The sequence below is a fragment of the Mesorhizobium sp. NPDC059025 genome (assembly GCF_042739655.1).
GTDB lineage: Bacteria > Pseudomonadota > Alphaproteobacteria > Rhizobiales > Rhizobiaceae > Mesorhizobium.
This window is the reverse complement of record NZ_JBHYIM010000009.1, coordinates 116,342-136,276: the sequence shown is the minus strand read 5'-3', so window position 1 is coordinate 136,276 and position 19,935 is coordinate 116,342. Positions and strand designations below refer to the sequence as shown.

27 protein-coding genes are annotated in these 19,935 nt (G+C 61.0%); 17 read left to right on the top strand and 10 right to left on the bottom strand.

What is annotated here, in order from left to right:
• Positions 1 to 25 precede the first annotated feature (25 nt).
• Positions 26 to 1,630: an inorganic phosphate transporter gene (locus ACFWYE_RS21415; protein ID WP_379114129.1), complete on the bottom strand. Its 1,605-nt coding sequence runs from the start codon at positions 1,628 to 1,630 to the stop codon at positions 26 to 28.
• A 363-nt stretch (positions 1,631 to 1,993) separates the two neighbouring features.
• On the opposite strand from ACFWYE_RS21415, the gene ACFWYE_RS21410 reads away from it, so the two are divergent.
• Complete coding sequence (locus tag ACFWYE_RS21410) at positions 1,994 to 2,158, top strand: Flp family type IVb pilin (RefSeq protein ID WP_129413309.1); 165 nt, start codon at positions 1,994 to 1,996, stop codon at positions 2,156 to 2,158.
• 55 nt (positions 2,159 to 2,213) lie between these two features.
• Positions 2,214 to 2,354, top strand: coding sequence for a Flp family type IVb pilin (locus ACFWYE_RS21405; protein ID WP_379114128.1), 141 nt, complete (start codon positions 2,214 to 2,216; stop codon positions 2,352 to 2,354).
• Positions 2,355 to 2,462: 108 nt separating this feature from the next.
• Here the strand turns inward: ACFWYE_RS21405 and ACFWYE_RS21400 are convergent, their stop codons facing one another.
• Positions 2,463 to 2,831, bottom strand: coding sequence for a hypothetical protein (locus ACFWYE_RS21400; protein ID WP_379114126.1), 369 nt, complete (start codon positions 2,829 to 2,831; stop codon positions 2,463 to 2,465).
• A gap of 190 nt (positions 2,832 to 3,021) precedes the next feature.
• Between ACFWYE_RS21400 and ACFWYE_RS21395 the strand changes: the two genes are divergently transcribed.
• On the top strand, positions 3,022 to 3,564 hold the full coding sequence (locus tag ACFWYE_RS21395) for an NUDIX hydrolase (RefSeq protein WP_379066624.1): 543 nt from the start codon (positions 3,022 to 3,024) through the stop codon (positions 3,562 to 3,564).
• Positions 3,565 to 3,695: 131 nt separating this feature from the next.
• Here the strand turns inward: ACFWYE_RS21395 and ACFWYE_RS21390 are convergent, their stop codons facing one another.
• Together ACFWYE_RS21390 and ACFWYE_RS21385 are read right to left on the bottom strand one after the other, a co-directional pair.
• Positions 3,696 to 4,235 (bottom strand): GNAT family N-acetyltransferase, encoded by a 540-nt coding sequence (locus ACFWYE_RS21390; RefSeq protein WP_379066622.1) that lies wholly within the window; start codon positions 4,233 to 4,235, stop codon positions 3,696 to 3,698.
• Between the two features lie 105 nt (positions 4,236 to 4,340).
• Positions 4,341 to 4,571, bottom strand: coding sequence for a YdeI/OmpD-associated family protein (locus ACFWYE_RS21385; protein ID WP_379114124.1), 231 nt, complete (start codon positions 4,569 to 4,571; stop codon positions 4,341 to 4,343).
• A gap of 107 nt (positions 4,572 to 4,678) precedes the next feature.
• Here ACFWYE_RS21385 and ACFWYE_RS21380 point away from each other — a divergent pair, with 107 nt between their 5' ends.
• Positions 4,679 to 5,140: a DUF2214 family protein gene (locus tag ACFWYE_RS21380; RefSeq protein WP_379114123.1), complete on the top strand. Its 462-nt coding sequence runs from the start codon at positions 4,679 to 4,681 to the stop codon at positions 5,138 to 5,140.
• A gap of 10 nt (positions 5,141 to 5,150) precedes the next feature.
• Here ACFWYE_RS21380 and nth read toward each other — a convergent pair whose 3' ends face one another.
• Positions 5,151 to 5,951 (bottom strand): endonuclease III, encoded by an 801-nt coding sequence (gene nth / locus ACFWYE_RS21375; protein ID WP_379114121.1) that lies wholly within the window; start codon positions 5,949 to 5,951, stop codon positions 5,151 to 5,153.
• Positions 5,952 to 5,973: 22 nt separating this feature from the next.
• Between nth and ACFWYE_RS21370 the strand changes: the two genes are divergently transcribed.
• The gene (locus ACFWYE_RS21370) at positions 5,974 to 6,468 is read left to right on the top strand and encodes a DUF2244 domain-containing protein (RefSeq protein ID WP_379114119.1); all 495 of its coding nucleotides are present in this window, start codon (positions 5,974 to 5,976) and stop codon (positions 6,466 to 6,468) included.
• Positions 6,469 to 6,621: 153 nt separating this feature from the next.
• Entirely contained in the window at positions 6,622 to 7,542 is a 921-nt protein-coding gene (locus tag ACFWYE_RS21365; RefSeq protein WP_379114117.1) for a methylated-DNA--[protein]-cysteine S-methyltransferase, read from the top strand.
• Between the two features lie 32 nt (positions 7,543 to 7,574).
• Here ACFWYE_RS21365 and ACFWYE_RS21360 read toward each other — a convergent pair whose 3' ends face one another.
• On the bottom strand, positions 7,575 to 8,468 hold the full coding sequence (locus ACFWYE_RS21360) for an EamA family transporter (protein WP_379066612.1): 894 nt from the start codon (positions 8,466 to 8,468) through the stop codon (positions 7,575 to 7,577).
• A 229-nt stretch (positions 8,469 to 8,697) separates the two neighbouring features.
• Here ACFWYE_RS21360 and ACFWYE_RS21355 point away from each other — a divergent pair, with 229 nt between their 5' ends.
• From ACFWYE_RS21355 to ACFWYE_RS21315, 9 genes are all read left to right on the top strand, one after another.
• On the top strand, positions 8,698 to 9,606 hold the full coding sequence (locus tag ACFWYE_RS21355) for a ribokinase (RefSeq protein ID WP_379114115.1): 909 nt from the start codon (positions 8,698 to 8,700) through the stop codon (positions 9,604 to 9,606).
• Between the two features lies 1 nt (position 9,607).
• Positions 9,608 to 11,080: an amidase gene (locus ACFWYE_RS21350; RefSeq protein ID WP_379114113.1), complete on the top strand. Its 1,473-nt coding sequence runs from the start codon at positions 9,608 to 9,610 to the stop codon at positions 11,078 to 11,080.
• Positions 11,081 to 11,168: 88 nt separating this feature from the next.
• The gene (locus tag ACFWYE_RS21345) at positions 11,169 to 11,492 is read left to right on the top strand and encodes an ArsR/SmtB family transcription factor (protein WP_379066606.1); all 324 of its coding nucleotides are present in this window, start codon (positions 11,169 to 11,171) and stop codon (positions 11,490 to 11,492) included.
• Positions 11,489 to 11,908 (top strand): SRPBCC domain-containing protein, encoded by a 420-nt coding sequence (locus ACFWYE_RS21340; RefSeq protein WP_379066604.1) that lies wholly within the window; start codon positions 11,489 to 11,491, stop codon positions 11,906 to 11,908. Before ACFWYE_RS21345 ends, ACFWYE_RS21340 begins: the two co-directional genes overlap by 4 nt.
• Before the next feature lie 146 nt (positions 11,909 to 12,054).
• Positions 12,055 to 12,276: a hypothetical protein gene (locus ACFWYE_RS21335; protein WP_379114111.1), complete on the top strand. Its 222-nt coding sequence runs from the start codon at positions 12,055 to 12,057 to the stop codon at positions 12,274 to 12,276.
• 11 nt (positions 12,277 to 12,287) lie between these two features.
• Entirely contained in the window at positions 12,288 to 12,758 is a 471-nt protein-coding gene (locus ACFWYE_RS21330; protein WP_379114109.1) for a DUF1801 domain-containing protein, read from the top strand.
• Positions 12,759 to 12,826: 68 nt separating this feature from the next.
• The gene (locus tag ACFWYE_RS21325) at positions 12,827 to 13,165 is read left to right on the top strand and encodes a YciI family protein (protein WP_379114108.1); all 339 of its coding nucleotides are present in this window, start codon (positions 12,827 to 12,829) and stop codon (positions 13,163 to 13,165) included.
• Between the two features lie 5 nt (positions 13,166 to 13,170).
• On the top strand, positions 13,171 to 13,602 hold the full coding sequence (locus ACFWYE_RS21320; RefSeq protein WP_379114106.1) for a DUF1801 domain-containing protein: 432 nt from the start codon (positions 13,171 to 13,173) through the stop codon (positions 13,600 to 13,602).
• Positions 13,603 to 13,733: 131 nt separating this feature from the next.
• Positions 13,734 to 14,348: a LysE family translocator gene (locus ACFWYE_RS21315; protein WP_379066595.1), complete on the top strand. Its 615-nt coding sequence runs from the start codon at positions 13,734 to 13,736 to the stop codon at positions 14,346 to 14,348.
• Between the two features lie 473 nt (positions 14,349 to 14,821).
• Here ACFWYE_RS21315 and ACFWYE_RS21310 read toward each other — a convergent pair whose 3' ends face one another.
• Positions 14,822 to 15,766, bottom strand: a complete 945-nt coding sequence (locus tag ACFWYE_RS21310; RefSeq protein ID WP_379114104.1) for a nucleoside hydrolase — start codon at positions 15,764 to 15,766, stop codon at positions 14,822 to 14,824.
• A 130-nt stretch (positions 15,767 to 15,896) separates the two neighbouring features.
• Between ACFWYE_RS21310 and ACFWYE_RS21305 the strand changes: the two genes are divergently transcribed.
• Entirely contained in the window at positions 15,897 to 16,322 is a 426-nt protein-coding gene (locus tag ACFWYE_RS21305) for an Hsp20 family protein (RefSeq protein WP_326890129.1), read from the top strand.
• 63 nt (positions 16,323 to 16,385) lie between these two features.
• Positions 16,386 to 16,643, top strand: a complete 258-nt coding sequence (locus ACFWYE_RS21300; RefSeq protein WP_054309700.1) for a DUF1150 family protein — start codon at positions 16,386 to 16,388, stop codon at positions 16,641 to 16,643.
• 229 nt (positions 16,644 to 16,872) lie between these two features.
• Here the strand turns inward: ACFWYE_RS21300 and ptsN are convergent, their stop codons facing one another.
• The 3 genes from ptsN to rpoN form a co-directional block, all read right to left on the bottom strand.
• Positions 16,873 to 17,337, bottom strand: coding sequence for a PTS IIA-like nitrogen regulatory protein PtsN (gene ptsN / locus ACFWYE_RS21295; protein WP_129413289.1), 465 nt, complete (start codon positions 17,335 to 17,337; stop codon positions 16,873 to 16,875).
• Positions 17,338 to 17,396: 59 nt separating this feature from the next.
• On the bottom strand, positions 17,397 to 17,981 hold the full coding sequence (hpf, locus tag ACFWYE_RS21290) for a ribosome hibernation-promoting factor, HPF/YfiA family (RefSeq protein WP_379066590.1): 585 nt from the start codon (positions 17,979 to 17,981) through the stop codon (positions 17,397 to 17,399).
• A gap of 265 nt (positions 17,982 to 18,246) precedes the next feature.
• Positions 18,247 to 19,770, bottom strand: a complete 1,524-nt coding sequence (gene rpoN, locus ACFWYE_RS21285) for an RNA polymerase factor sigma-54 (RefSeq protein WP_379114102.1) — start codon at positions 19,768 to 19,770, stop codon at positions 18,247 to 18,249.
• Positions 19,771 to 19,935: the final 165 nt, after the last annotated feature.

The following is a 19,935-nucleotide window of genomic DNA, read 5'->3' as shown; positions in this document are numbered from 1 at the left end:
CTCGCTGGTCCGAGGCGGCGCGCGCCTAGAACAGCGCACGCATCAGCACGAAGAGGCCGAAGGCCAGCGCAATCGAAGCCGGCAGCGTCAGTACCCAGGCGAGCAACATGTTGCGCACCGTCGACCACTGCAGGCCGGAACCGTTCGCAGCCATCGTGCCGGCAACACCCGACGACAGAACATGGGTGGTGGAGACCGGCAACCCGAGCATATCGGCGGCGCCGATCGTGCCCATGGCAACCAGTTCGGCGGAAGCACCCTGGCCGTAGGTCAGGTGCGTCTTGCCGATCTTTTCGCCAACAGTGACGACGATACGTTTCCAGCCCACCATGGTGCCGAGGCCGAGTGCCAGCGCGATCGCGATCTTGACCCAGAGCGGAATGAACTTGGTCGCGTTGTCGACGGCTTTGTGATAGGCCGTCACCACCTTCAGGTCATCGGCCTGCATCGGCAACAGCTTCTTCTTGTCGATCAGCTTCAGCGCTTCACCGATCAGGTAGATGTCATTGCGTGCGTTGCTGACCAGCTCGATCGGCAGCTTCTCTACCGACGGATAAGGCGATACCAGCGTGTTGGTCTGCTGGATGAAGGTCTGCAGCGCCGGCGTCGTCTGGTCGGTCCAGGTCTTCGTGCGAACGGCCTCACTGACGACAGCCTTGGCATCCGTGACAGTTATGCCCGGCTTCACATACTTTCCAAGCACTGTGTCTACTTGTGCAGCCGCAGTCTTGTAGGCCTCCAGGTAGTTCACGTCCGGCGTGCGGTTCAGCGCGAATGCGGTCGGAACAACGCCGATCAGGATCAGCATGATCAGGCCCATGCCCTTCTGGCCGTCATTGGAACCATGCGCGAAGGACACGCCCGTGCAGGTGAAGATGAGCAATGCACGGATCCACAATGGCGGTGGTGTGTTGCCCTTCGGAGCCTCGTAGAGCGCCTTGTTGCGGACGAGCAGCTTCATCACCAGAAGCAGCAGCGCTGCCATGCCGAAACCGAACAGCGGCGATATCAGCAGTGACATGCCGACTTCCGTCGCCTTCGTCCAGTCGACGCCGCTGGTGGCACTGCCGGCCGGTGCCAGGAACTGATTGGCGAGGCCCACGCCGACGATCGAACCGATCAGCGTGTGCGAGGATGAGGACGGCAGGCCGAGATACCAGGTGCCGAGATTCCAGATGATCGCCGCCGTCAGCAGCGAGAACACCATGGCAAGACCGGCGCTCGAGCCGACTTGCAGGATGAGTTCGACCGGCAGCAGCGAAATGATGCCGAAGGCGACAGCGCCACTGGCTGTAAGCACCCCCAGGAAATTAAAGAAACCCGACCACATCACGGCGAGTTCCGCCGGCATGGAATGCGTGTAGATCACGGTCGCGACCGCATTCGCGGTGTCGTGGAAGCCGTTGACGAATTCGAAGCCAAGCGCGATCAGCAGCGCGAGGCCGAGCAGGATCCACGGCACGGCCACGGCGCTGGTCAGATCCTGGCTCAGCGCATAGCCGACATAGGCCAGCCCGCCAATCACGATCGCCAGGAAAACCGGCATGAACCATTTTCCGACCATGCTTGGTCCCTCGAGCGGATGCTCGGGCCGCGGAATTCCTATTTCACTTGAAGTTACGTCCACCATTGTCCCGCTCCTTTTGCAGTGCAGCAAAATTCGATGGGAACCCTATTTAGGCCAGGTGAACCTGATGTGACGGCTTATCGCCTGCGTTCCGGTCCAAACAGGCGAGAGGCGGCTCAAGGCAAGAGTGCATATCCAACCGAACTCAATCCGAAAGATCAGACAGAACTGAAATTAAGAACCAAGTAATATTCAATATTTTATCAAAATTTCCCTGCTCTCGTTCGTGCTTTGTTAAGCAAACACCTGGTCTACACTTTGTTTACCATTCGTCTTAACCGGTCCGCAATTGAAGTCTCGCAAGATGGGCCACGGTTCGAAAAGAAACCGTCGAACGAACGTCACAACCGGGCAAAGGGTACCACCATGACCAACCTTATTTCGCGCTTCTTCAAGGATGAATCGGGCGCCACCGCCATCGAATACGGCCTGATCGCCGCTCTCATCGCGCTCGCAATCATCACCGGCGCCACCACGCTTGGCAACAAGCTGAACAGCCAGTTCACGAACATCTCCAACTCGCTCAAGTAATGGCTTCGCGGCGTTTCCGGCCGATACCGGAGACGCCGTCGACCCTTGGGCTTAAATGATTAAGTCCGATGATGGCCCAGCTTCTTGTGCGTTTGTTCAGGATAAATCGGGCGCGACTGCCATTAGATACAGCCTGATTGCCACCTTGATCGCATTTTCGATCATTGGCGGGCAACTACACTCGGCGATAAACTGAACACCCAGTTCAACATCTCCGACCAGGTCAAATGATGGCTTGATAGCCGCCGGCTGTGCATTGAAACGGGCTGCCCTTGGGTGGCCCGTTTCGCATGCACGGTCGAAACTACCGGATGTCCGATTGCAGCGACCAAAGCGCATTGTACCGATGCAGGATGAGGCTGACGTGGACCTCCCGGCCAGCAGCACTATATAAGTTCGGATGATTGCCCGAACGATATGGTGGCGGACGATGAAACGGCATTGCGCAACTGTCATCTGTGGACTGGGCCTGGCGGCTATCGCCGGTTTGCCAGCCGGAGCGCAATCCCTTCAGCCTGTACGCCCGGGCGTCAACTCGATCGGCCAGGCCGATCTGCAGGCGCTGCGAAACCAGATCCAGCGGCAGCAATTTCAGCAGCAGCAGCAGATTTATCGTGAGATCGACCGGCAGGTCGTCATACCACCGCAGCCGGTGGCGCCGGCGCTGCGGCAACCTTGCCAATCGTCGGCCAATGGCGGTAGCGTGGTGGGTGGCTGTCGCTGACAAGACAGCATGGAATTTGCTTAGCCGTCTATTAGAATCCATAATGGGATTGCAGCGCGCGAGCGATCGCGCGCACCGCAGATGTTTATGTTAGCTTGAGGTCTGCCTGAACCGCCAGGCGGGTTTGATTGGAAGTGCCATGGCGGCAACCAAGAAAAAGAGCGGGCGCGAAAATGCGCCCAGGAAAAATACCGCCCCGACCGCCACCAAGCCGTCGGTTGCAAAGCCGTTGCCGAAAAAACAGGCGGTCGAGCAAGCCAAGAAGGGCAAGACAATCCGCCAGGTCGCTGCCATCCCCTTTCGTCAGGGAGCGGATGGCGGGATTGAAGTGATGTTGGTGACATCGCGCCAGACACAACGTTTCATCGTCCCCAAGGGTTGGCCGATGCCGGGCAAGAGCGGCCGCAAGGCCGCCACCATCGAAGCCCAGGAAGAAGCAGGCGTCATCGGCAAGACATTGAAGCAGCCTGCCGGCAGCTATTCCTATTGGAAACGCCTGACGTCCAGTTTCGCGCGCGTCAACGTCACGGTCTATCTGCTCTCTGTCAGCGATGAGCTCGCGAGCTGGCCTGAAGCCGGTACGCGTCAACGTGCCTGGCTCAAGGCCGACGATGCGGCCACATTGATCGACGAGCCTGAACTGGCGACGCTTCTGAAGACGCTGCGCCTGCCTGCTGACTAGAGCAATTCCAGGAAAAGTGGGTGGCGGGTTTCCGTCCGGAATTACTCACAGAAACAAAGAGTTAGAGCGTCTCGGCGTTTCCCTAAAAATGGAAACGCTCTAGCTCGCGGCGCGAAGCAGCGAAAGCCTGATCACATGGGCAGCCGCTCGAGAAGGATCGTGGGCGCCCCATGATAGGTCGTGCGCAACACCTCCGCGTAGCCGGCCCTGACCGCCACACTCAGCGAAGGTCCGTTTTCGGGGTCGATGATACAGACCGTGCGGGCGCCGCCGAATGTCTGGTCGGCCCAAGCGACCATGCGCGACACCACTTCGCCGGCAATACCCTTGCCATGCGCCTCGGAGGCCAGCACCCAGCCGGCTTCGGGCATCCCCTCCAGCGAGGGCGTTATGTCACGCTTCATATCGTGAAACCCAGCTTCGCCGAGAAAGCGTCCGGTCGCCTTGTCTTCGATCGCCCAATAGCCATAGCCGATCAGGGACCACAGGCCGGCATGCCGCAGGAAGCGCATCCAGCTTTCCTCACGTGTGCGCACCTTGCCGCCGATGAAGCGACACACGACGGGATCGGCCCACATCTGTGCATAGGCGTCAAAATCATCCAACGCGTGAGCACGCAGGATGGTCCTTTCGGTCTCGAGGACCGGTGCGGTGCGGATTGTCGTGGTCATTGTCGCCTCTTGATCTCGGGCGCACCTAGCAGGCGCAGTATGGTGAACAAGAGCCAGTCGACAGGGCACGCCCCGGCCAGAAACCGGCAACTCAATTAGGCAGGCTCAGCCGTGCCAGGCCATGTTCATGTAGACGCCACCGCGCTTCAACTCATCCAGCATCTGGTTGAGCCGCTTCAGCCGTGTTTCTTCGCGTTTGGCTCGCGAGATCCAGCCCAGATAATCATTCTGCTGGTAGTCGGGCCGCGCGGCATACGCGGCCCCGAGCCCATTCTGATCGAGCGCGACCCTGACATCCTCAGGCATGGGATTGATTGCACGTGTCAGCTTCGTCATCCGGCAACATTAGTCGGCCGCGGATGGAGGTCAATTCAGCGGCATGCGATTAAGCCTGCTGGGCATTTCTCTGCTGACATCGTATGAAACGCCATCGCGAAGGGGGAATGCAGATGGAAACCACCGATCTCGTCCTGACCATCCTGCATCACCTGCTTGCCTTTTCGCTGGCAGGTGTGATCGCCGCCGAGTTCGTGCTGATACGCAACGAACTGACGCCCGGCACATTGCGCCGCCTCGCCCGCGTCGATCGCCATTACGGCATGCTCGCCGTTCTGATCATCCTTATCGGCATCGGCCGCGTCTTCCACGGCCTGAAAGGCTGGGAATTCTACGTCTACAACTGGGTGTTCTGGGTGAAGATGGCGATCTTTGCGACAGTCGGCCTGCTCTCCATCGTGCCCACCATCCGCTTCATTTCCTGGAACCGGCAGGCCTCGGCGAGCCCCGCGTTCCAGCCGCCTGGCCACGAGCTGACTTCGGTGCGCCGTTACATCTGGCTGGAAGCTCTGCTTTTCCTGGCGATCCCCGCGTTCGCTGCTGCCATGGCGCGTGGTTACGGTCTCTAGGACCTATCGGCTAGAGCACTTCACCGGCAGGTTCCAGCGGAGCCAGTTCGACCAGAGGTGCCGGAATGGCATTGGTCTTTTCGGCGGCCTTGCAGATGTCGGCGATGATGCAAGCCTGACAGTCGGGCTTGCGCGCCTTGCAGACATAGCGGCCGTGCAGGATCAGCCAGTGATGCGCATGGCGCATATATTCGTCCGGAATGATCCGGATTAACCCTTCCTCGACCTGTTCCGGCGTCTTGCCGGGAGCAAGCCCGAGCCGATTGCCAATGCGCAGGATATGCGTGTCCACGGCCATCGTGTGCTGACCAAACGCCATGTTGAGCACGACATTGGCGGTTTTCCTGCCCACCCTAGGCAGCTTGACAAGTTCGTCGCGGCTGTCAGGCACCTCGCCGCCGTAATCGTCGATCAGCGCCTGCGAAAGCGCGATCACGTTCTTGGCCTTGTTGCGCCACAGGCCGATGGTGCGGATGTATTCGCCCACCTTGGGCTCGCCAAGCGCCAGCATCTTTTCCGGCGTGTCGGCGATTTTGAACAGCGGGCGGGTCGCCTTGTTGACACCGGCGTCGGTGGCCTGCGCCGACAGCACGACGGCCACCAGAAGCGTGAATGCATTCACATGTTCGAGTTCGCCCTTGGGCTCGGGCCTTTGTATGGCAAAACGACGGAAAATCTCGTGCACTTCGGCTGGCGTATACGCCGACTTGTTCCTCGACGATTTCTTTGCAGCTGGCGGCGACGCCGCGTTGCGTTTGGACGCGGACCGATTTTCCGAACTGCGACGATCTTTGAGCTTGGGGACTGCCATGCGCTTCCTATAATATTACGCGATGAGCGATACAAACGCCCCTTTCGCCGCTGACGAGCCGGTCTTTCAGGCTTTGCTCATGCCGCACCGATCGCTTGGCCGCACGGGCTTCGCGATCCTGATCGGTGCGTTGCTGTTTTGCTGGGCTGTCACGGGCGTGGTCTTCCTGGCCAACGGCGCCTGGCCGATCTTCGGCTTCTTCGGCCTCGACATTCTGGCCATCTATGTCGCTTTCCGCCTGAACTATCGTGCGGCACGCGCCCGCGAGGAGGTCTCGGTGTCGCGCACAGCGCTCGATATCCGCAAGACCGCCCCTTCGGGCAGGACCGAGGAACACCATTTCAACCCGTTCTGGTCACGCTTCTCGGTGGCCCGCCACACCGAGATCGGCATCACCGCAATGGCTGTCGAGTCGCGCGGTCAAAGCGTGGCGATCGGCGGCTTCCTCAACCCCGACGACCGCGAGAGTTTCGCCACGGCTTTCGCCCGCGCGCTCGCCACGGTAAAGGCACGCTGACCTTCGCAGGAAACGGGTGGAGACCGTCCCCGGAAATCCCGATATTCGCGTTCAAGAGCACGATCCCGGAAAGCAGACTTTCCGGACAGGATCATGCGGCGAAACAGGAAGAAGGAGCAGAATGCGCTGCATTCTGCTCCGGGAGAAATTGCCATGAACGCTCATCTCGCTATGAATACCAGGATGCCGATGAAGATCGCCCCGACCCTCGAGAAGGACATCACGCCCGACGGCAGTGACTATGAAGTCGTGCGCCGCGCCATCGAGAAGATCAGCCTCGACTACCGCGACCAGCCATCCCTGGAGGCTTTGGCCGAGGACGTTGGCGAAACGCCAACCGGCTTGCAGAAACTGTTCACCCGCTGGGCCGGATTGTCCCCGAAGGCCTTCCTGCAGGCCGTAACGCTCGACCATGCGCGCAGACTGCTCGATTCGGGCATGCCGCTGCTGGAAACCTCCCTTGAAGTCGGCATGTCCGGCCCAGGGCGGCTGCACGACCTGTTCGTGACGCACGAGGCGATGTCGCCGGGCGACTACAAGACCCGCGGCGAAGGATTGACCATTCGCTACGGCTTCCACCTCTCGCCTTTCGGGGTCGCGTTGATCATGGTCACCGATCGTGGCCTGGCCGGCCTCGCCTTCAACGACGCCGGCAGCGAACAGGCCGCGTTCAAGGACATGTCGAGCCGCTGGCCGAATGCCAACTATGTCGAGGACATCAGCGCCACCGCTCCTTATGCCGCGCGCATCTTCGATCCGGCCCGCTGGCGCTCCGATCAGCCGCTGCGCGTGGTGATGATCGGATCGGATTTCCAGCTGCGCGTCTGGGAGGCATTGCTGCGCATCCCCATGGGCAAGGCCTGCACCTATTCGGCGATTGCCTCCGAGATCGGCCAGCCAACCGCCAGCCGTGCTGTCGGCGCTGCGGTGGGCGCCAACCCATTGTCCTTCGTGGTGCCGTGCCACCGCGCGCTCGGCAAGTCCGGCGCGCTCACCGGCTACCATTGGGGCCTGACCCGCAAGCGGGCCATTCTGGGTTGGGAGGCGGGCCAGCTTTCGGCTGGCACAGCCTGATCCTGAAGATCGGAGAGACGGTCGGTGCCGCTCTAAGCGTTTGAGCGAACGCGCCGCGTTGTTATCCGCGACCCGAACAGATTGATGCACAGGCCCGCAATGACAAGGCTGGAGGCACCGAGCTTCCAGCCTTGCAGTGGTTCGCCGAGCAGCACGGCCGAGCCCAGAAAACCGAACACCGGCACCAGCAACGTGAACGGCGCGACCGTCGATACCGGATATTGGGCAAGCAGACTCGCCCAGACCGCGAACCCGAGCAGGGTCGACAGGTAGACGATGTAGGCAATCGAGCCGACTGATACCCAGTCGAGGCTGGTGAAGCTCGAAACGAGGTGATCGGGATCGAGCACCAGTGCGACCACCAGCAGGACCGGCAGTGCGAAAAGGCTGCCCCACACCACCAGTCCAAGCACGTTGGGAGTCGTCGAAAGCTGCGAAATCCGTTTTGAAACGATGTTGCCTCCGCCCCAGGAAGCCGCTGCTGCGACGAGCAGGACAAGACCGATCACGCTGACATCGCCGCCGACATTGAAGGCCACCACGCCGACGCCGGCAAAGGCAAGCAAGGCGCCGGCCAGTTGCCATATCGTCGGCCGTTCGCCAAGCAGCAGCACCGACAGGCCAATGGTGAAGAACACCTGCAACTGCAGGATGAGCGACGACAGCCCCGCGCTCATGCCAAGCTTCATGCCGGTGAACAGGAAGCCGAACTGCATGGCAAAGATCAGAAGGCCATAGAGTGCGATCAGACGCAACGGCACCTTTGGACGCGGAATGAAGAACACCCATGGAAAGGCCGCGAGCACAAATCGCGCCACGCCCAGCGCCAACGGCGAGACCTGTCTCAGCCCGAGCTTGATGATGGCAAAATTGACACCCCAGATGAAAACGATGCCGAGGGCCAGCAGAAGATGACGCAGGCGCATGGTTCAATTTTCCTGATGGAATCATTTAAATAATTGAATTTATTGTTTTATTTTACCGGCACGGCGACAGATCCGCAAGGTGCCCGCTTGCCGGCTGCATCGCTCTTGATGTCCGAACAATTGCGCAGGGGAAGGATGGCCGGCTTACCGGCAAATCGGTTTCCTTCGAGCAGGAGAAACGCTAGGGTCCGCGCCAAAATAAGCTCAGAACAATCCTGAGGGGCCTGCCTTGATCGTCACCATCGGTTCCATCAACCTCGACCTTATCGTCACGGTCGAGCGCCTGCCTGGCCCTGGCGAAACAGTGCCGGGAAGCTCCTTCACAACCGCGCCTGGCGGCAAGGGCGCCAACCAGGCACTGGCCGCGGCGCGTGCCGGTGCCAAGGTGCGCATGGTCGGGGCAGTCGGCAAGGATGGCTTCGCCAGCGATGCGCTGGCGCTCTTGGAAGCTGGCGATGTCGACTTGTCGGCCGTCGCCCGAACGCACAGCTCCACCGGCACCGCCCATATCCTGGTCGGCGGCGATGGCGAGAACATGATCGCGGTGGTGGCCGGCGCCAACGACGCCGTGCTGCCCGGCGACATCGTCAAGGCACAGCTCAAGAAAGGCGATGTCGTGCTGCTGCAGCACGAGATCCCGCTCAAGACCGTGGAAACGGCACTCGAAGCGGCAAGAGAGGTTGGCGCGATCACCGTGCTCAACACCGCACCCGCTCGCAGCGAAGCCGCCGGGCTGCTCGCCAAGGCCGACTATGTCGTGGCCAACGAGACCGAATTCGACCTTTATTGCCAGCCGCTCGGGTTGACGGGAGCGGATCGTCCGGAGCGCATGCGCGCCTATGCAAGGAAAACCGGCCGCACCATCGTCGTCACCCTCGGCGGCGAAGGCGTTCTGGCTGCGGCCGGCGAGGAGTTCCTGAAAGTGCCGGCTCTCAAGATTGCTCCGGTGGATACGGTCGGTGCCGGCGATACGTTCTGCGGCTATCTGGCGGCAGGACTGGAATCCGGCCTGGCATTGGAGGCGGCTCTGATCCGCGCGGCGGCCGCCGGCTCGCTCGCCTGCCTGAAGCCCGGCGCCCAACCGGCAATCCCGCTGGCAGCGGAAGTCGAAGCCGCACTCGGCGCGGACAACCATTGATATGGGCAATTCTCGTCCTGCGAGCCGGCACGCCGTTCCACCGGCGGGTCCTATCTGCGCCCTGAGCGCGGTCGACCTCGCCGCAGCGATCCGCGAACGACGGCTCTCGGTGCGAAAGGTCATGACTGCCTTCCTCGATCGCATCGAAGCGCTGAATCCCAAGGTCAACGCCATCGTCTCGTTGCGCGATCGCGCCGAGCTCCTCGTCGAGGCGGATGCGGCGGACGCCCATCTTGCTGCCGGTGGCGAGACCGGCAGCCTCTTCGGCCTGCCCATCGCCATCAAGGATCTCGCCCAGACGAAAGGCCTCAAGACCACGTTCGGCTCGCCGATCTTCGCCGATCTCGTGCCCGAGGCAGACGAGTACTTCGTCGAGCGCATGCGCAAGGCCGGCGCCATCGTCATCGGCAAGACCAACGTGCCGGAGTTCGGTCTCGGCTCCAACACCTACAACCCAGTCTTCGGGCCAACCCTCAATGCCTTCGATCCCGCCTGGACGGCTGGCGGATCCAGTGGCGGTGCAGCTGTCGCCCTGGCGCTCGACCTCGTGCCGCTGGCCGACGGCAGCGATTTCGGCGGTTCGCTCCGCAATCCTGGCGCCTACAACAACGTCTTCGGCTTCCGCCCATCGCAAGGACTTGTGCCGGGCGGCCCCGGTTTCGAGGTCTTCCACGCACAGATGGGCGTTGAAGGACCGATGGGCCGCAGCGTGCGTGACATGGCGCTCCTGCTTGACGTGCAGGCCGGTTATCACCCGCAAGCACCGCTATCTTATGATCCGCAGGGATCCTTCCTGAAGGGCATCGGCGACGGCACGACAGCCGGTGGCAAGATCGGCTGGCTGGCTGATCTCGGCGGCCATCTGCCCATGGAGGACGGCGTCCTCGATCTCTGCAAGGCAGCGCTGCAGCGCCTCTCTGACATTGGTTTCGAGGTAGAGCCTCTGCTGCCGGATGCAGATTTCGAAGCCCTGTGGCAGGCTTTCGTGACGTTGCGCCAGTCTTCGAGCGGCTGCGGACTGAAACTGCTCCACGACGATCCGGCAAAACGCGCGCTGCTGAAGCCCGAAGCGATCTGGGAAGCGGAAGGCGCGTCCCGGCTATCGGCGTCCGAAATCCATGCTGCAGCGATGCGGCGTACCACCTGGCATCGCACGCTACTCTCGTTGTTCGAGCACTACGACCTGCTGGCGCTACCGACGGCGCAGGTGTTTCCGTTCGAAGTGTCGACGCACTGGCCGCACGAGGTTGCGGGCCGAGCGATGGACAGCTACCATCGCTGGATGCAGGTCACGGCCTTTGCCACGCTGGGCGGCTGTCCAGCCGTGAATGTGCCGGCAGGCTTCGACACCAGGGGCAGGCCGATGGGCATGCAATTGATCGGCCGGCCGCGCGGCGACCTTGCCGTCCTGCGTGCCGCTGCAGCCTATGAAGCCGTTTTGCCCTGGAAAATCGGCGCTTCTCCCGAGAGTTAGTCGTTTCTCGATCTCCAAGATTCACGCTTGACTAATCCATAACTCTCCAGCTATATGTCAATCCATAGCCAACGGGTTATTGATTTCGATGACGGACGCGCACGACCTGTTGTTCAAAACGCTTTCCGACCCGACACGTCGGGCTATCTTCGAGCGATTGTGTCGCGGCGGAGAGCAGACGGTCGGCGCCCTGACAACGCATGCCGGCGTCTCGCAACCCGCCGTCTCGAAACATCTGGGCGTGCTGAAACAGGCAGGCCTGGTGCGCGACCGCCATGAAGGCCGCCAGACACATTACAGCGTGCAGCTTGGTGCGCTGGCCCCGCTGGTCGACTGGACAAAGGAGATGGCCGGCTTCTGGGAAAGTCGTTTCGACGACCTCGAAGATCTGCTGAAAAGGATGGATCAATGAGCGAAACACGCACCGTCGTCGTTGAACGGGAGATCCCGTTCCCGCCGGAAAAACTGTGGCGCGCGCTGACGCAGCCGCATCTGATCGAGGAGTGGCTGATGAAGAACGACTTCAAGCCCGTTGTCGGCCACCGCTTCAACCTGCGTGGCGAATGGGGCGGCGTGCTGGACTGCGAAGTGTTGGCCATCGAACCGCACAAGACCCTGTCCTACCGCTGGGACTTCGCCCATGACGACCCTGCCTACGGCATGAAAAGCGTGGTCACCTTCACACTGACTGCAACGGAGAGGGGAACGCATCTGCGCATGGAGCAGGCCGGCTTCCGGCCAGACCAGAAGCAGGCCTTCGGCGGCGCCAAGGCCGGCTGGCAGCAGTTCTTCACAAATCTCGAACAGCTACTGGTCAAGAGCGACTAGAGCATTTTGTAGCCAAGTGGAATCACTTGGCGTTACAAAAATGCGACGAAAACAAAAACTTAGAGCGTTTCCGCGTTTCCGTGAAAAACGGAAACGCTCTAGCTGCTCAGGCAGGTACGTCACCCAACTTTGGAAAGAAGGGAACCATGATCTGGAACAAATGGATTCGACAGTCCCATCGCTGGCTGTCGATCATCTTCACCGCCACCGTCGCCGCCAATTTCATCGCCATGGCGATGGGACAGCCTCCCGCATGGATCGTTTATTCTCCACTGCTTCCGCTCTTCCTGCTGCTGTTCAGCGGGCTCTACATGTTCGTCCTGCCTTACATCGCCAAGGGCCGCGACGGCCAACCGACCAGCAGATAGGATCGACAGCCATGCCGGATGGAAAAGCTCCAAAACCAGCAAAGAGCATCAAGCCAACCACCAAGGTCGATCCGGACAAGCCGGTCCTGCTTTCGGGTGGCAACCCTCAGATCGCCAAGGGATACGGCGACGCGCCAGTGCAGGCATACATAGCCGCATCGCCCGGCTGGAAGGGCGAAGTCACCCGTCGCCTCGACGTCATCATCGAGAACACTGTTCCCGGTCTGCGCAAGGCCGTGAAATGGAACTCGCCGCTCTACGGCGTCGCCGACGAAGGCATGGGCTGGTTCCTCGGCATTCACCTCTTCACCAAATACGTGAAGGTGTCCTTCTTTCGCGGCGCGTCGTTGAATCCCGTCCCGCCAGGCGCCTCCAAACAGAAGGAGGTGCGCTACTACGACGTCTACGAAGACAGGCTCGACGAAGCACAATTTGCCGATTGGGTCAGGCAGGCCAGCCGGCTGCCGGGCGAGAAGATGTAACCGGTGCGCAGCCCCAGGCCAGCGCACCCAATCCCCACTGAAAAAGACGATGGGATCGAGGAGACACAATGCTCTTTCTGGTGCTGATTTATCAGGACGACGCTAAGATCGCGGCTGCAACCGCCGACGAACAGCAGGCCATCGGGCGCGACTACGGCGAATTCAACACGTTCCTGGCCAAAAGCGGCGCCTTGCGCGGAACGGCCACATGGCCCGCCGGCGTCGCGACCGTCCGCTCGCAGGATGGCCACACGTTCGTTACGGAAGGATCCTACCAGGCGTCCGGCGACCGGATTGCCGGCTTCTTTCTCATAGAGGTCGCGGATATGGTTGCCGCGACCTCATTCGCCAAGCGTGTGCCCGGCGCGCAATATGGCGGCGTCGAAATTCGGCCGGTCCAAGGGTAGACATCATGACAAAGAACTCGACCGCTCACGAAGACACTCCGCCTTCCGAACTTATCGACCAGACCATCAAGGCGCTGGGTGACTGGCGCGGCGAGACGCTCGCCCGGCTGCGCGCGCTGATCAGGCAAGCCGATCCCGATGTTGTCGAAGAGGTCAAGTGGCGCAAGCCGTCCAACTCCATGCTGGGCGTTCCGGTCTGGGAACATGACGGCATGATCTGTACCGGCGAGACCTACAAGGCAGCCGTGAAGCTGACCTTTGCCAAAGGCGCCTCGGTGGAAGACCCTTCCGGCCTGTTCAATTCCAGTCTCGACGGCAACACAAGGCGCGCCATTGATTTTCACGAAGGGGACGTAATCGACGAAGAAGCCTTCAAGGCGCTCATCCACGCCGCCGTGGCGGTGAACACTGCAGGGAAGACATCAAAGAAGGCTTGAAGCTCCGCAGGCCTTCTTCCGACCGATGACTGGGGCCTCAACAACTCGCTTGCCCTCCCCTTGCACCTCCAAAGGCAGCGTGCATTGATCTCGAAGCCGGCTCAGGCCGGCATCGAATTGGGAGATCGTCCATGTCGCCTTCGCTTTATGCCGCTTATGTCGTGGCCTGTATCGTCATCGTCCTGGTGCCGGGACCGACGGTGACGCTGATCATCGCCAACTCGATCCGCCATGGCACCCGCGCCGGTCTCGGCAATGTCGTGGGCACGCAGATCGGCCTCGCCATGACGATCGGCGTCGTCGCCATCGGCCTGACCTCGCTGATCGCCGGCATGGGGCACTGGTTCGAATGGGTTCGTCTCATCGGCGCCGCCTATCTTATCTGGATGGGCATCCAGATGTTCCGCAACAAGGGCAGCCTGAACCCGGACGGATCGGTCAGGAAGCCGCGCGGCGGCTTCGTTCTGCAGGGCGTTCTGGTCGCTGTCAGCAATCCGAAGACACTGGTGTTCTTTGGCGCGTTCTTCCCGCAATTCATCGACCCGAGCGGCAATTTTTCACTGCAGATGACCGTAATGGGCCTGACCGCTCTGGCCTTCGCTGCCGTTTCCGACAGTTGTTACGCGCTCGCGGCCGGTCGTGCGGGGCGCCTGCTCTCGGCACATCGCATCCGCCTGCTGTCGAAGATCAGCGGCGGTTTCCTGGTCGGTGGCGGTCTGTGGCTGGCATTCTCGAGAGCAAAATAGGTTTCCGCATCATGCCGCTCGCTGGGCCACACGGGCTTAAGCTCTTGCTTACGAGCGGGCGGCTGTTGGCTGCAGCCTTGTTGATTTTGCTGATAGCCCTGTTTCCGTTGTGGCTATCGTCTTCAGCGAGTCCGATCGTCAGCAGATCGACCGTAAGCGCAACCGTGAAATCCATCGCGCAAATCCCCCAGCCAGCGGCGGGCAGCCTCGTGGGAGAAGGCTATAGGTATATGGTCGCCTTGGCCTCTGACGGCACGACCGCTTTCGTGAACGATCACGTGTCGAGACCGCATCCGCGCGGATCAGAAATATTGCTGGAGCGCAGCATGCATGCGGATGGAACCGTCAGCTACAGGGTGGCCGGCTCGACCCGCTAGGGCAATTCCAGCAAAAGTGCGCAACGGTTTTCCGTTCGGAGCTGCGTAAAACAGGGAAAGCGTTCCCGTGAAAAACGGAAACGCCCTGGCGCAATCTCAGTTCAGTTGTCCCAGTCTTTCCGTCAGCAGCCCGAAGAAGCCGTCTGAATCGATATCGCGCATGACGGTGGCGTTCTTCGGCCGGTCGGTAACGCCCCACCAGTCGACCACGGTCATGCCCATGGTCAGATCCGAGGCCGTTTCGACGCTCACATTGCAATGACGGCCCTTGAACAGTTCCGGCTTCAGCAGGTAGGCGATGACGCAGGGGTCGTGCAGCGGTCCACCATCGGTGCCGTATTTCTCCTCATCGAAACGCTCGAAGAAATCGAGCAGCGAGGCGGTTGCGTCGCCGACTTTCGAACCCATCCTGCGGAACGCCTCGACCCGCTTGGCGGTCGTCAGTGCCTTGTGGGTGACATCGAGCGGCATGACCACGATCGGCACACCGGAGCGGAACACCACGTCCGCCGCATGGGGGTCGACATAGATGTTGAATTCGGCTGCCGGCGTGACATTGCCGCCTTCGAAGAAACCGCCGCCCATCAGCACGATTTCCTTGATCCGCGGCGCGATCTTCGGTTCGCGTACCAAAGCGAGCGCGATATTGGTGAGCGGTCCGAGCGGGCAAAGCGTTATCGTACCGGGCTCCTCGCGCATCAACGTTTCCACGATGAAATCGACTGCATGCTGCTCCTGCAGTTTCATCGTCGGTTCCGGCAGGTCGGGGCCGTCAAGGCCGGTCTTGCCGTGCACGTGCTCGGCCGTGACCAGTTGCCGGACCAATGGCCGGATGGCGCCGGAGAACACCTTGACGTCGCGGCGGCCGGCCAACTCACAGATCTTGAGGGCATTCTTTTCAGTCAGCCGCAGCGGCACGTTGCCGGCGACAGCAGTGATACCGACCACATCCAGTTCAGGGCTCGCCAGTGCGAGCAATATGGCCACGGCATCGTCCTGGCCAGGGTCGGTGTCGATGATGATCTTGCGTTTATCCGGCATTTTGTGTCCTTGGTTGGCGGGGCCTTTGATGGCTTGAACTCGCCCGCGCGGCGGACCATATCAATGAAGACCGGGAAAATGCCAGTCGGGTTTTCACCGGTACATGTCGCTCTTGGAGGACAACGGTACGATGAGTCGAATGACGCCCTTTTCCAGTCCGCTTCTTTTGGGCTTCGATGCAATGGAAAAGACGCTGGAACGCCTGGCGAAATCCGGCGACAGCTATCCACCCTACAACATCGAACGGCTGCGCGGCAGCGAAGGCGATGCCGAAAGGCTGCGCATCACGTTGGCGGTTGCCGGCTTCGCAGAAGACGATCTGGACGTGACCACCGAAGAGAATCAGCTGGTGGTGCGTGGACGTCAGAGCGACGACACGGAGCGCGAATACCTTCACCGCGGTATCGCGGCCCGCCAGTTCCAGCGTTGTTTCGTGCTGGCCGACGGGATGCGGGTGTTGGCGGCGGAGTTGAAGAACGGCCTCCTGTCGATCGACCTCGACCGGCCGGAAGCCGAGAGGCTGGTACGAAAAATAAACATATCGGTGAAAGACTGACTTTGCCGATGGCTCTTACGCGTGGCGGCCCTGGACAGGCGCCTCGCTGAAAGGAGGCTTAAAATGCCCAGAACTATCGAAAGACTGACCATGACCAACAGCGAACTCGCCCACCTTGGCGAAGGCTCGGTCGCCTATCTCAGAAAAGTGTCGAGCGATGACCTGCGCGGCCGCTTCCCCGGTCTCGAGGAAATCCAGCCTGGCATGGAACTGTGGGCGCTGTTTGCCGCCAACGGCCAGCCGATCCTGTTGTCGGATGCTCGCGACCGTGCCCTTGCCGGCGCGATGGAGAACGACCTGACGACCGTCGCCATCCACTGACGCATGACCCCGAAAATCGGGCTCGATTTTCGGAAAGGATCATGCGCCGCGTAAAGGACGGTAGTCACCTGTCTGGAATGAAAACGGGCGGCACGCGCCGCCCTTAGAGCGTTTCCGTTCTTCACGGAAACGCGGAATCGTTCTCAGTATTTGTTTTTCGCAATTCCGGACGGAAAACCGTTACACACTTTTCCCGGAATTGCTCTGGAAGCTTTAATTTTCCGAGATATCAGGCTGCGTGCGAAGCCGGTGCCTGCGAAAGCAGCGCCAGGATGGCATTGGCGTCGCGCGTACCGCGGATCTTGGCCACTGTGTCGGCATCGCGCAGCAGCCGCGCGATGCGCGACAGCGCCTTGAGATGATCTGCCCCGGCACCTTCAGGCGCCAGCAGAAGAAACACCAGGTCGACAGGCTGGTCATCGAGCGATTCAAAATCGACGGGCGTCTCCAGGCGGGCGAACACGCCGGCGATGCGCTTTACCCCCGGCAGCTTGCCGTGCGGAATGGCGATTCCGTTGCCGACGCCGGTGGAGCCCAGCCGCTCACGCTGCAGGATGATGTCGAAAACCTCGCGCTCCGGAATGCCGGAGATCGTGGCGGCGCGCTCGGCGAGCAACTGCAGGAGCTGCTTTTTCGAGTTCGCCTTCAACGCCGGCATGATCGCCGAAACGTCGATCAGATCACTCAGATCCATCTGAAAAATCCCTTGTTCGCCCACCACCCTCGACCGTGCCGAAGCACAGCCAAGGGGCGTTATCCCTGTGCGACCTTTGTTGTCGAAGGGTCGATCCAGCCAATATTTCCGTCCGGCCGGCGGTAGACGATGTTGAGGTGATCGTTTCCGGCGTTGCGGAAAACGAAGACAGGAGTGTCCTTGGTATCCAGCTCGATCACCGCTGAGGCGACCGACATGGTCTTGAGGACCAGGGTCGATTCCGCGACGATGGCGGGCGCGTAATTTTCCGGGATTTCCTCGTCGTCATCTGCGAGCGGAGCCATCACCGTATAGGCAATATCCGTGGCTGCGCCATTGCCGGCACCCGAGGCATGCGATTTCAGGCGGCGCTTGTAGCGGCGCAGGCGGGTCTCCAGCCGGTCCGCTGCAGCCTCGAAGGCCGCGGTCGGCTCCTGGGCATCGCCAGTTGCCTGCAACGCGGTGCCCGAATCCAGACGGATCATGCAATCAGCGGTGTAACGCGAACCGGATTTCACCACCGTCACATGTCCGGCAAAGCCGCGATCGAAATATTTCCCGATGGCTTCGCCGATCCGATCGGTGATGCGCGTACGAAACGCATCGCCGATGTCCATGTGTTTCCCCGAAATGCGCAGCGTCATTGAAAATTGACCTTTCCTGCTCAGGCTTCACACTGTCTGGAGTTTATACCTGTGGTCCGCGCAGACAAGCTTCGCGGCACCGTCCGCGCCCGATTTTGTAACCGAACCTTGTCGCTGGCCATTGGACCGTACCTTGACCGCCCCCAGGTCAACTTCACGACGGACCGACCACCTCCGGGCCGTAGCCCGTCTCATGCGGGCGGGCTTCTAGCCAACTCCCCGGCGCTTGTCAACGAAACGAAAAACTGTGGAAATCCGCGGCTTCTCAACGACCGACGCCGGCGAGCGCTCGCTTTTCACGTCGCCGCTGCACCGAAGACGGAATGTTCATTGCTTCCCGATACTTGGCAACCGTCCGGCGCGCGACATCGACCCCGTCGGCCTTGAGCAGGTCGACGATCGTATCGTCGGAGAGCACGTCTTCCGCCTTCTCCTCATCGATGAGCTGCCGGATACGATCCCGCACCGCTTCCGAGGAATGGGCGGCGCCGCCATCGGCAGCGGCGATCGATGCGGTGAAGAAATAACGCAATTCGAACACACCGCGCGGCGTCAGCATGTACTTGTTGGCCGTCACCCTGCTGACGGTCGATTCATGCATGCCGATGGCGTCCGCCACCGTCTTCAGGTTGAGTGGCCGCAGATGGCGCACGCCATGGACGAGAAATGCATCCTGCTGCCGCACGATCTCGGAAGCCACCTTGAGGATGGTCTTCGCACGCTGATCCAGGCTGCGGGTCAGCCAGTTGGCGTTCTGCAGGCATTCGGACAGAAAATCCTTCTCTGCCTGCACCCTGGTCTGGCTGAACACCCGGGAGAAATAGACCTGATCGACCAGGACGCGCGGAAGCGCATCGGCGTTGAGTTCCACCGCCCAGCTTCCATCGGCGGCCGGGCGCACCTCGACATCCGCGACGATGGCATCGCTGGCACCGCCGGAAAAAGCGAGGCCCGGTCTTGGGTCCAGTGCCCGGATCTCCGTCAGCATGTCGAGGAGATCTTCCTCGTCAACGCCGCACAGGCGCTTCAACGTCTGGAAATCCCGCCTTGCGAGCAGTTCCAGATTGGCGACAAGTGCCTCCATTGCCGGATCGAAGCGGTCACGTGCGACGAGCTGCAGCGACAGGCATTCGGCCAGATCGCGTGCGAACAGGCCGGATGGTTCAAAGCCGCGGCAGGCGGCAAGAACACGTTCGACTGAAACCGCATCCGTCCCAAGACGTCCAGCGATTTCACCCATCTCGGCATGCAGGTAACCAGCCTCGTCCAGTCCATCCGCAAGTTCAGCGGCGATCAGCCGGTCACCCGCATCGAGGAAGGTAAAGGCAATCTGCTCGCCGACATGCTCGCGCAGGGTAACGGCGGCGGCAGCCACGTCCTCCATGTCGAAACCCTCGGAAGCGCCGGAGCCACCGCCGGGCGCCGACTTCCATTGCTGTGAAAGGTCGGGCCCGACCCGTTCACTGACACCTGGATCATCCGGAAAGATATTTTCGAGCGACGAATCGAGCTTTTCCGATATCGCCTCGGAACTCCAGGCCGTCTCCGCCTCGAACCATTCGTCGGCATCCGTGGGCTTCCGCTCACCTTCGCTCTGCTGCGCTGGTTCCACCGGGGTATCCGGCTGCGGATCAGCGCGCTCCAGCAGGGGATTGCGTTCGATTTCCTCGTCGATGAAACGATCAAGCTCGACATGGGTAAGCTGCAACAGTCGGATCGACTGCATCAGCTGCGGCGTCATCACCAGCGACTGCGATTGTCTCAGCTGTAGTTTGGCAGCAAGCGCCATGTTCTGGATGCGAAATCCCTATTCGGTGAAGCCGTCGGCAGCAATGCAATCAAATGGCCCGGCTTTTGCTTGTCAAGCAACGAACCTTAGCACGCCGGATGGCCGTGAGGTTAGGCGGGCCGTCAAAACCGCATGCAAATCCGGAGCTTGCCAGGTACGCGCCCG

Coding starts and splice junctions, on each gene's coding strand:
- ACFWYE_RS21415 (WP_379114129.1), bottom strand. CDS start 1,630: ATGGTGGACGTAACTTCAAGTGAAATAGGAATTCCGCGGCCCGAGCAT.
- ACFWYE_RS21410 (WP_129413309.1), top strand. CDS start 1,994: ATGACCAACCTTATTTCGCGCTTCTTCAAGGATGAATCGGGCGCCACC.
- ACFWYE_RS21405 (WP_379114128.1), top strand. CDS start 2,214: ATGATTAAGTCCGATGATGGCCCAGCTTCTTGTGCGTTTGTTCAGGAT.
- ACFWYE_RS21395 (WP_379066624.1), top strand. CDS start 3,022: ATGGCGGCAACCAAGAAAAAGAGCGGGCGCGAAAATGCGCCCAGGAAA.
- ACFWYE_RS21390 (WP_379066622.1), bottom strand. CDS start 4,235: ATGACCACGACAATCCGCACCGCACCGGTCCTCGAGACCGAAAGGACC.
- ACFWYE_RS21385 (WP_379114124.1), bottom strand. CDS start 4,571: ATGACGAAGCTGACACGTGCAATCAATCCCATGCCTGAGGATGTCAGG.
- ACFWYE_RS21380 (WP_379114123.1), top strand. CDS start 4,679: ATGCAGATGGAAACCACCGATCTCGTCCTGACCATCCTGCATCACCTG.
- nth (WP_379114121.1), bottom strand. CDS start 5,951: ATGGCAGTCCCCAAGCTCAAAGATCGTCGCAGTTCGGAAAATCGGTCC.
- ACFWYE_RS21370 (WP_379114119.1), top strand. CDS start 5,974: ATGAGCGATACAAACGCCCCTTTCGCCGCTGACGAGCCGGTCTTTCAG.
- ACFWYE_RS21365 (WP_379114117.1), top strand. CDS start 6,622: ATGAACGCTCATCTCGCTATGAATACCAGGATGCCGATGAAGATCGCC.
- ACFWYE_RS21360 (WP_379066612.1), bottom strand. CDS start 8,468: ATGCGCCTGCGTCATCTTCTGCTGGCCCTCGGCATCGTTTTCATCTGG.
- ACFWYE_RS21350 (WP_379114113.1), top strand. CDS start 9,608: ATGGGCAATTCTCGTCCTGCGAGCCGGCACGCCGTTCCACCGGCGGGT.
- ACFWYE_RS21345 (WP_379066606.1), top strand. CDS start 11,169: ATGACGGACGCGCACGACCTGTTGTTCAAAACGCTTTCCGACCCGACA.
- ACFWYE_RS21340 (WP_379066604.1), top strand. CDS start 11,489: ATGAGCGAAACACGCACCGTCGTCGTTGAACGGGAGATCCCGTTCCCG.
- ACFWYE_RS21335 (WP_379114111.1), top strand. CDS start 12,055: ATGATCTGGAACAAATGGATTCGACAGTCCCATCGCTGGCTGTCGATC.
- ACFWYE_RS21330 (WP_379114109.1), top strand. CDS start 12,288: ATGCCGGATGGAAAAGCTCCAAAACCAGCAAAGAGCATCAAGCCAACC.
- ACFWYE_RS21325 (WP_379114108.1), top strand. CDS start 12,827: ATGCTCTTTCTGGTGCTGATTTATCAGGACGACGCTAAGATCGCGGCT.
- ACFWYE_RS21320 (WP_379114106.1), top strand. CDS start 13,171: ATGACAAAGAACTCGACCGCTCACGAAGACACTCCGCCTTCCGAACTT.
- ACFWYE_RS21315 (WP_379066595.1), top strand. CDS start 13,734: ATGTCGCCTTCGCTTTATGCCGCTTATGTCGTGGCCTGTATCGTCATC.
- ACFWYE_RS21310 (WP_379114104.1), bottom strand. CDS start 15,766: ATGCCGGATAAACGCAAGATCATCATCGACACCGACCCTGGCCAGGAC.
- ACFWYE_RS21305 (WP_326890129.1), top strand. CDS start 15,897: ATGAGTCGAATGACGCCCTTTTCCAGTCCGCTTCTTTTGGGCTTCGAT.
- ACFWYE_RS21300 (WP_054309700.1), top strand. CDS start 16,386: ATGCCCAGAACTATCGAAAGACTGACCATGACCAACAGCGAACTCGCC.
- ptsN (WP_129413289.1), bottom strand. CDS start 17,337: ATGGATCTGAGTGATCTGATCGACGTTTCGGCGATCATGCCGGCGTTG.
- hpf (WP_379066590.1), bottom strand. CDS start 17,981: ATGACGCTGCGCATTTCGGGGAAACACATGGACATCGGCGATGCGTTT.
- rpoN (WP_379114102.1), bottom strand. CDS start 19,770: ATGGCGCTTGCTGCCAAACTACAGCTGAGACAATCGCAGTCGCTGGTG.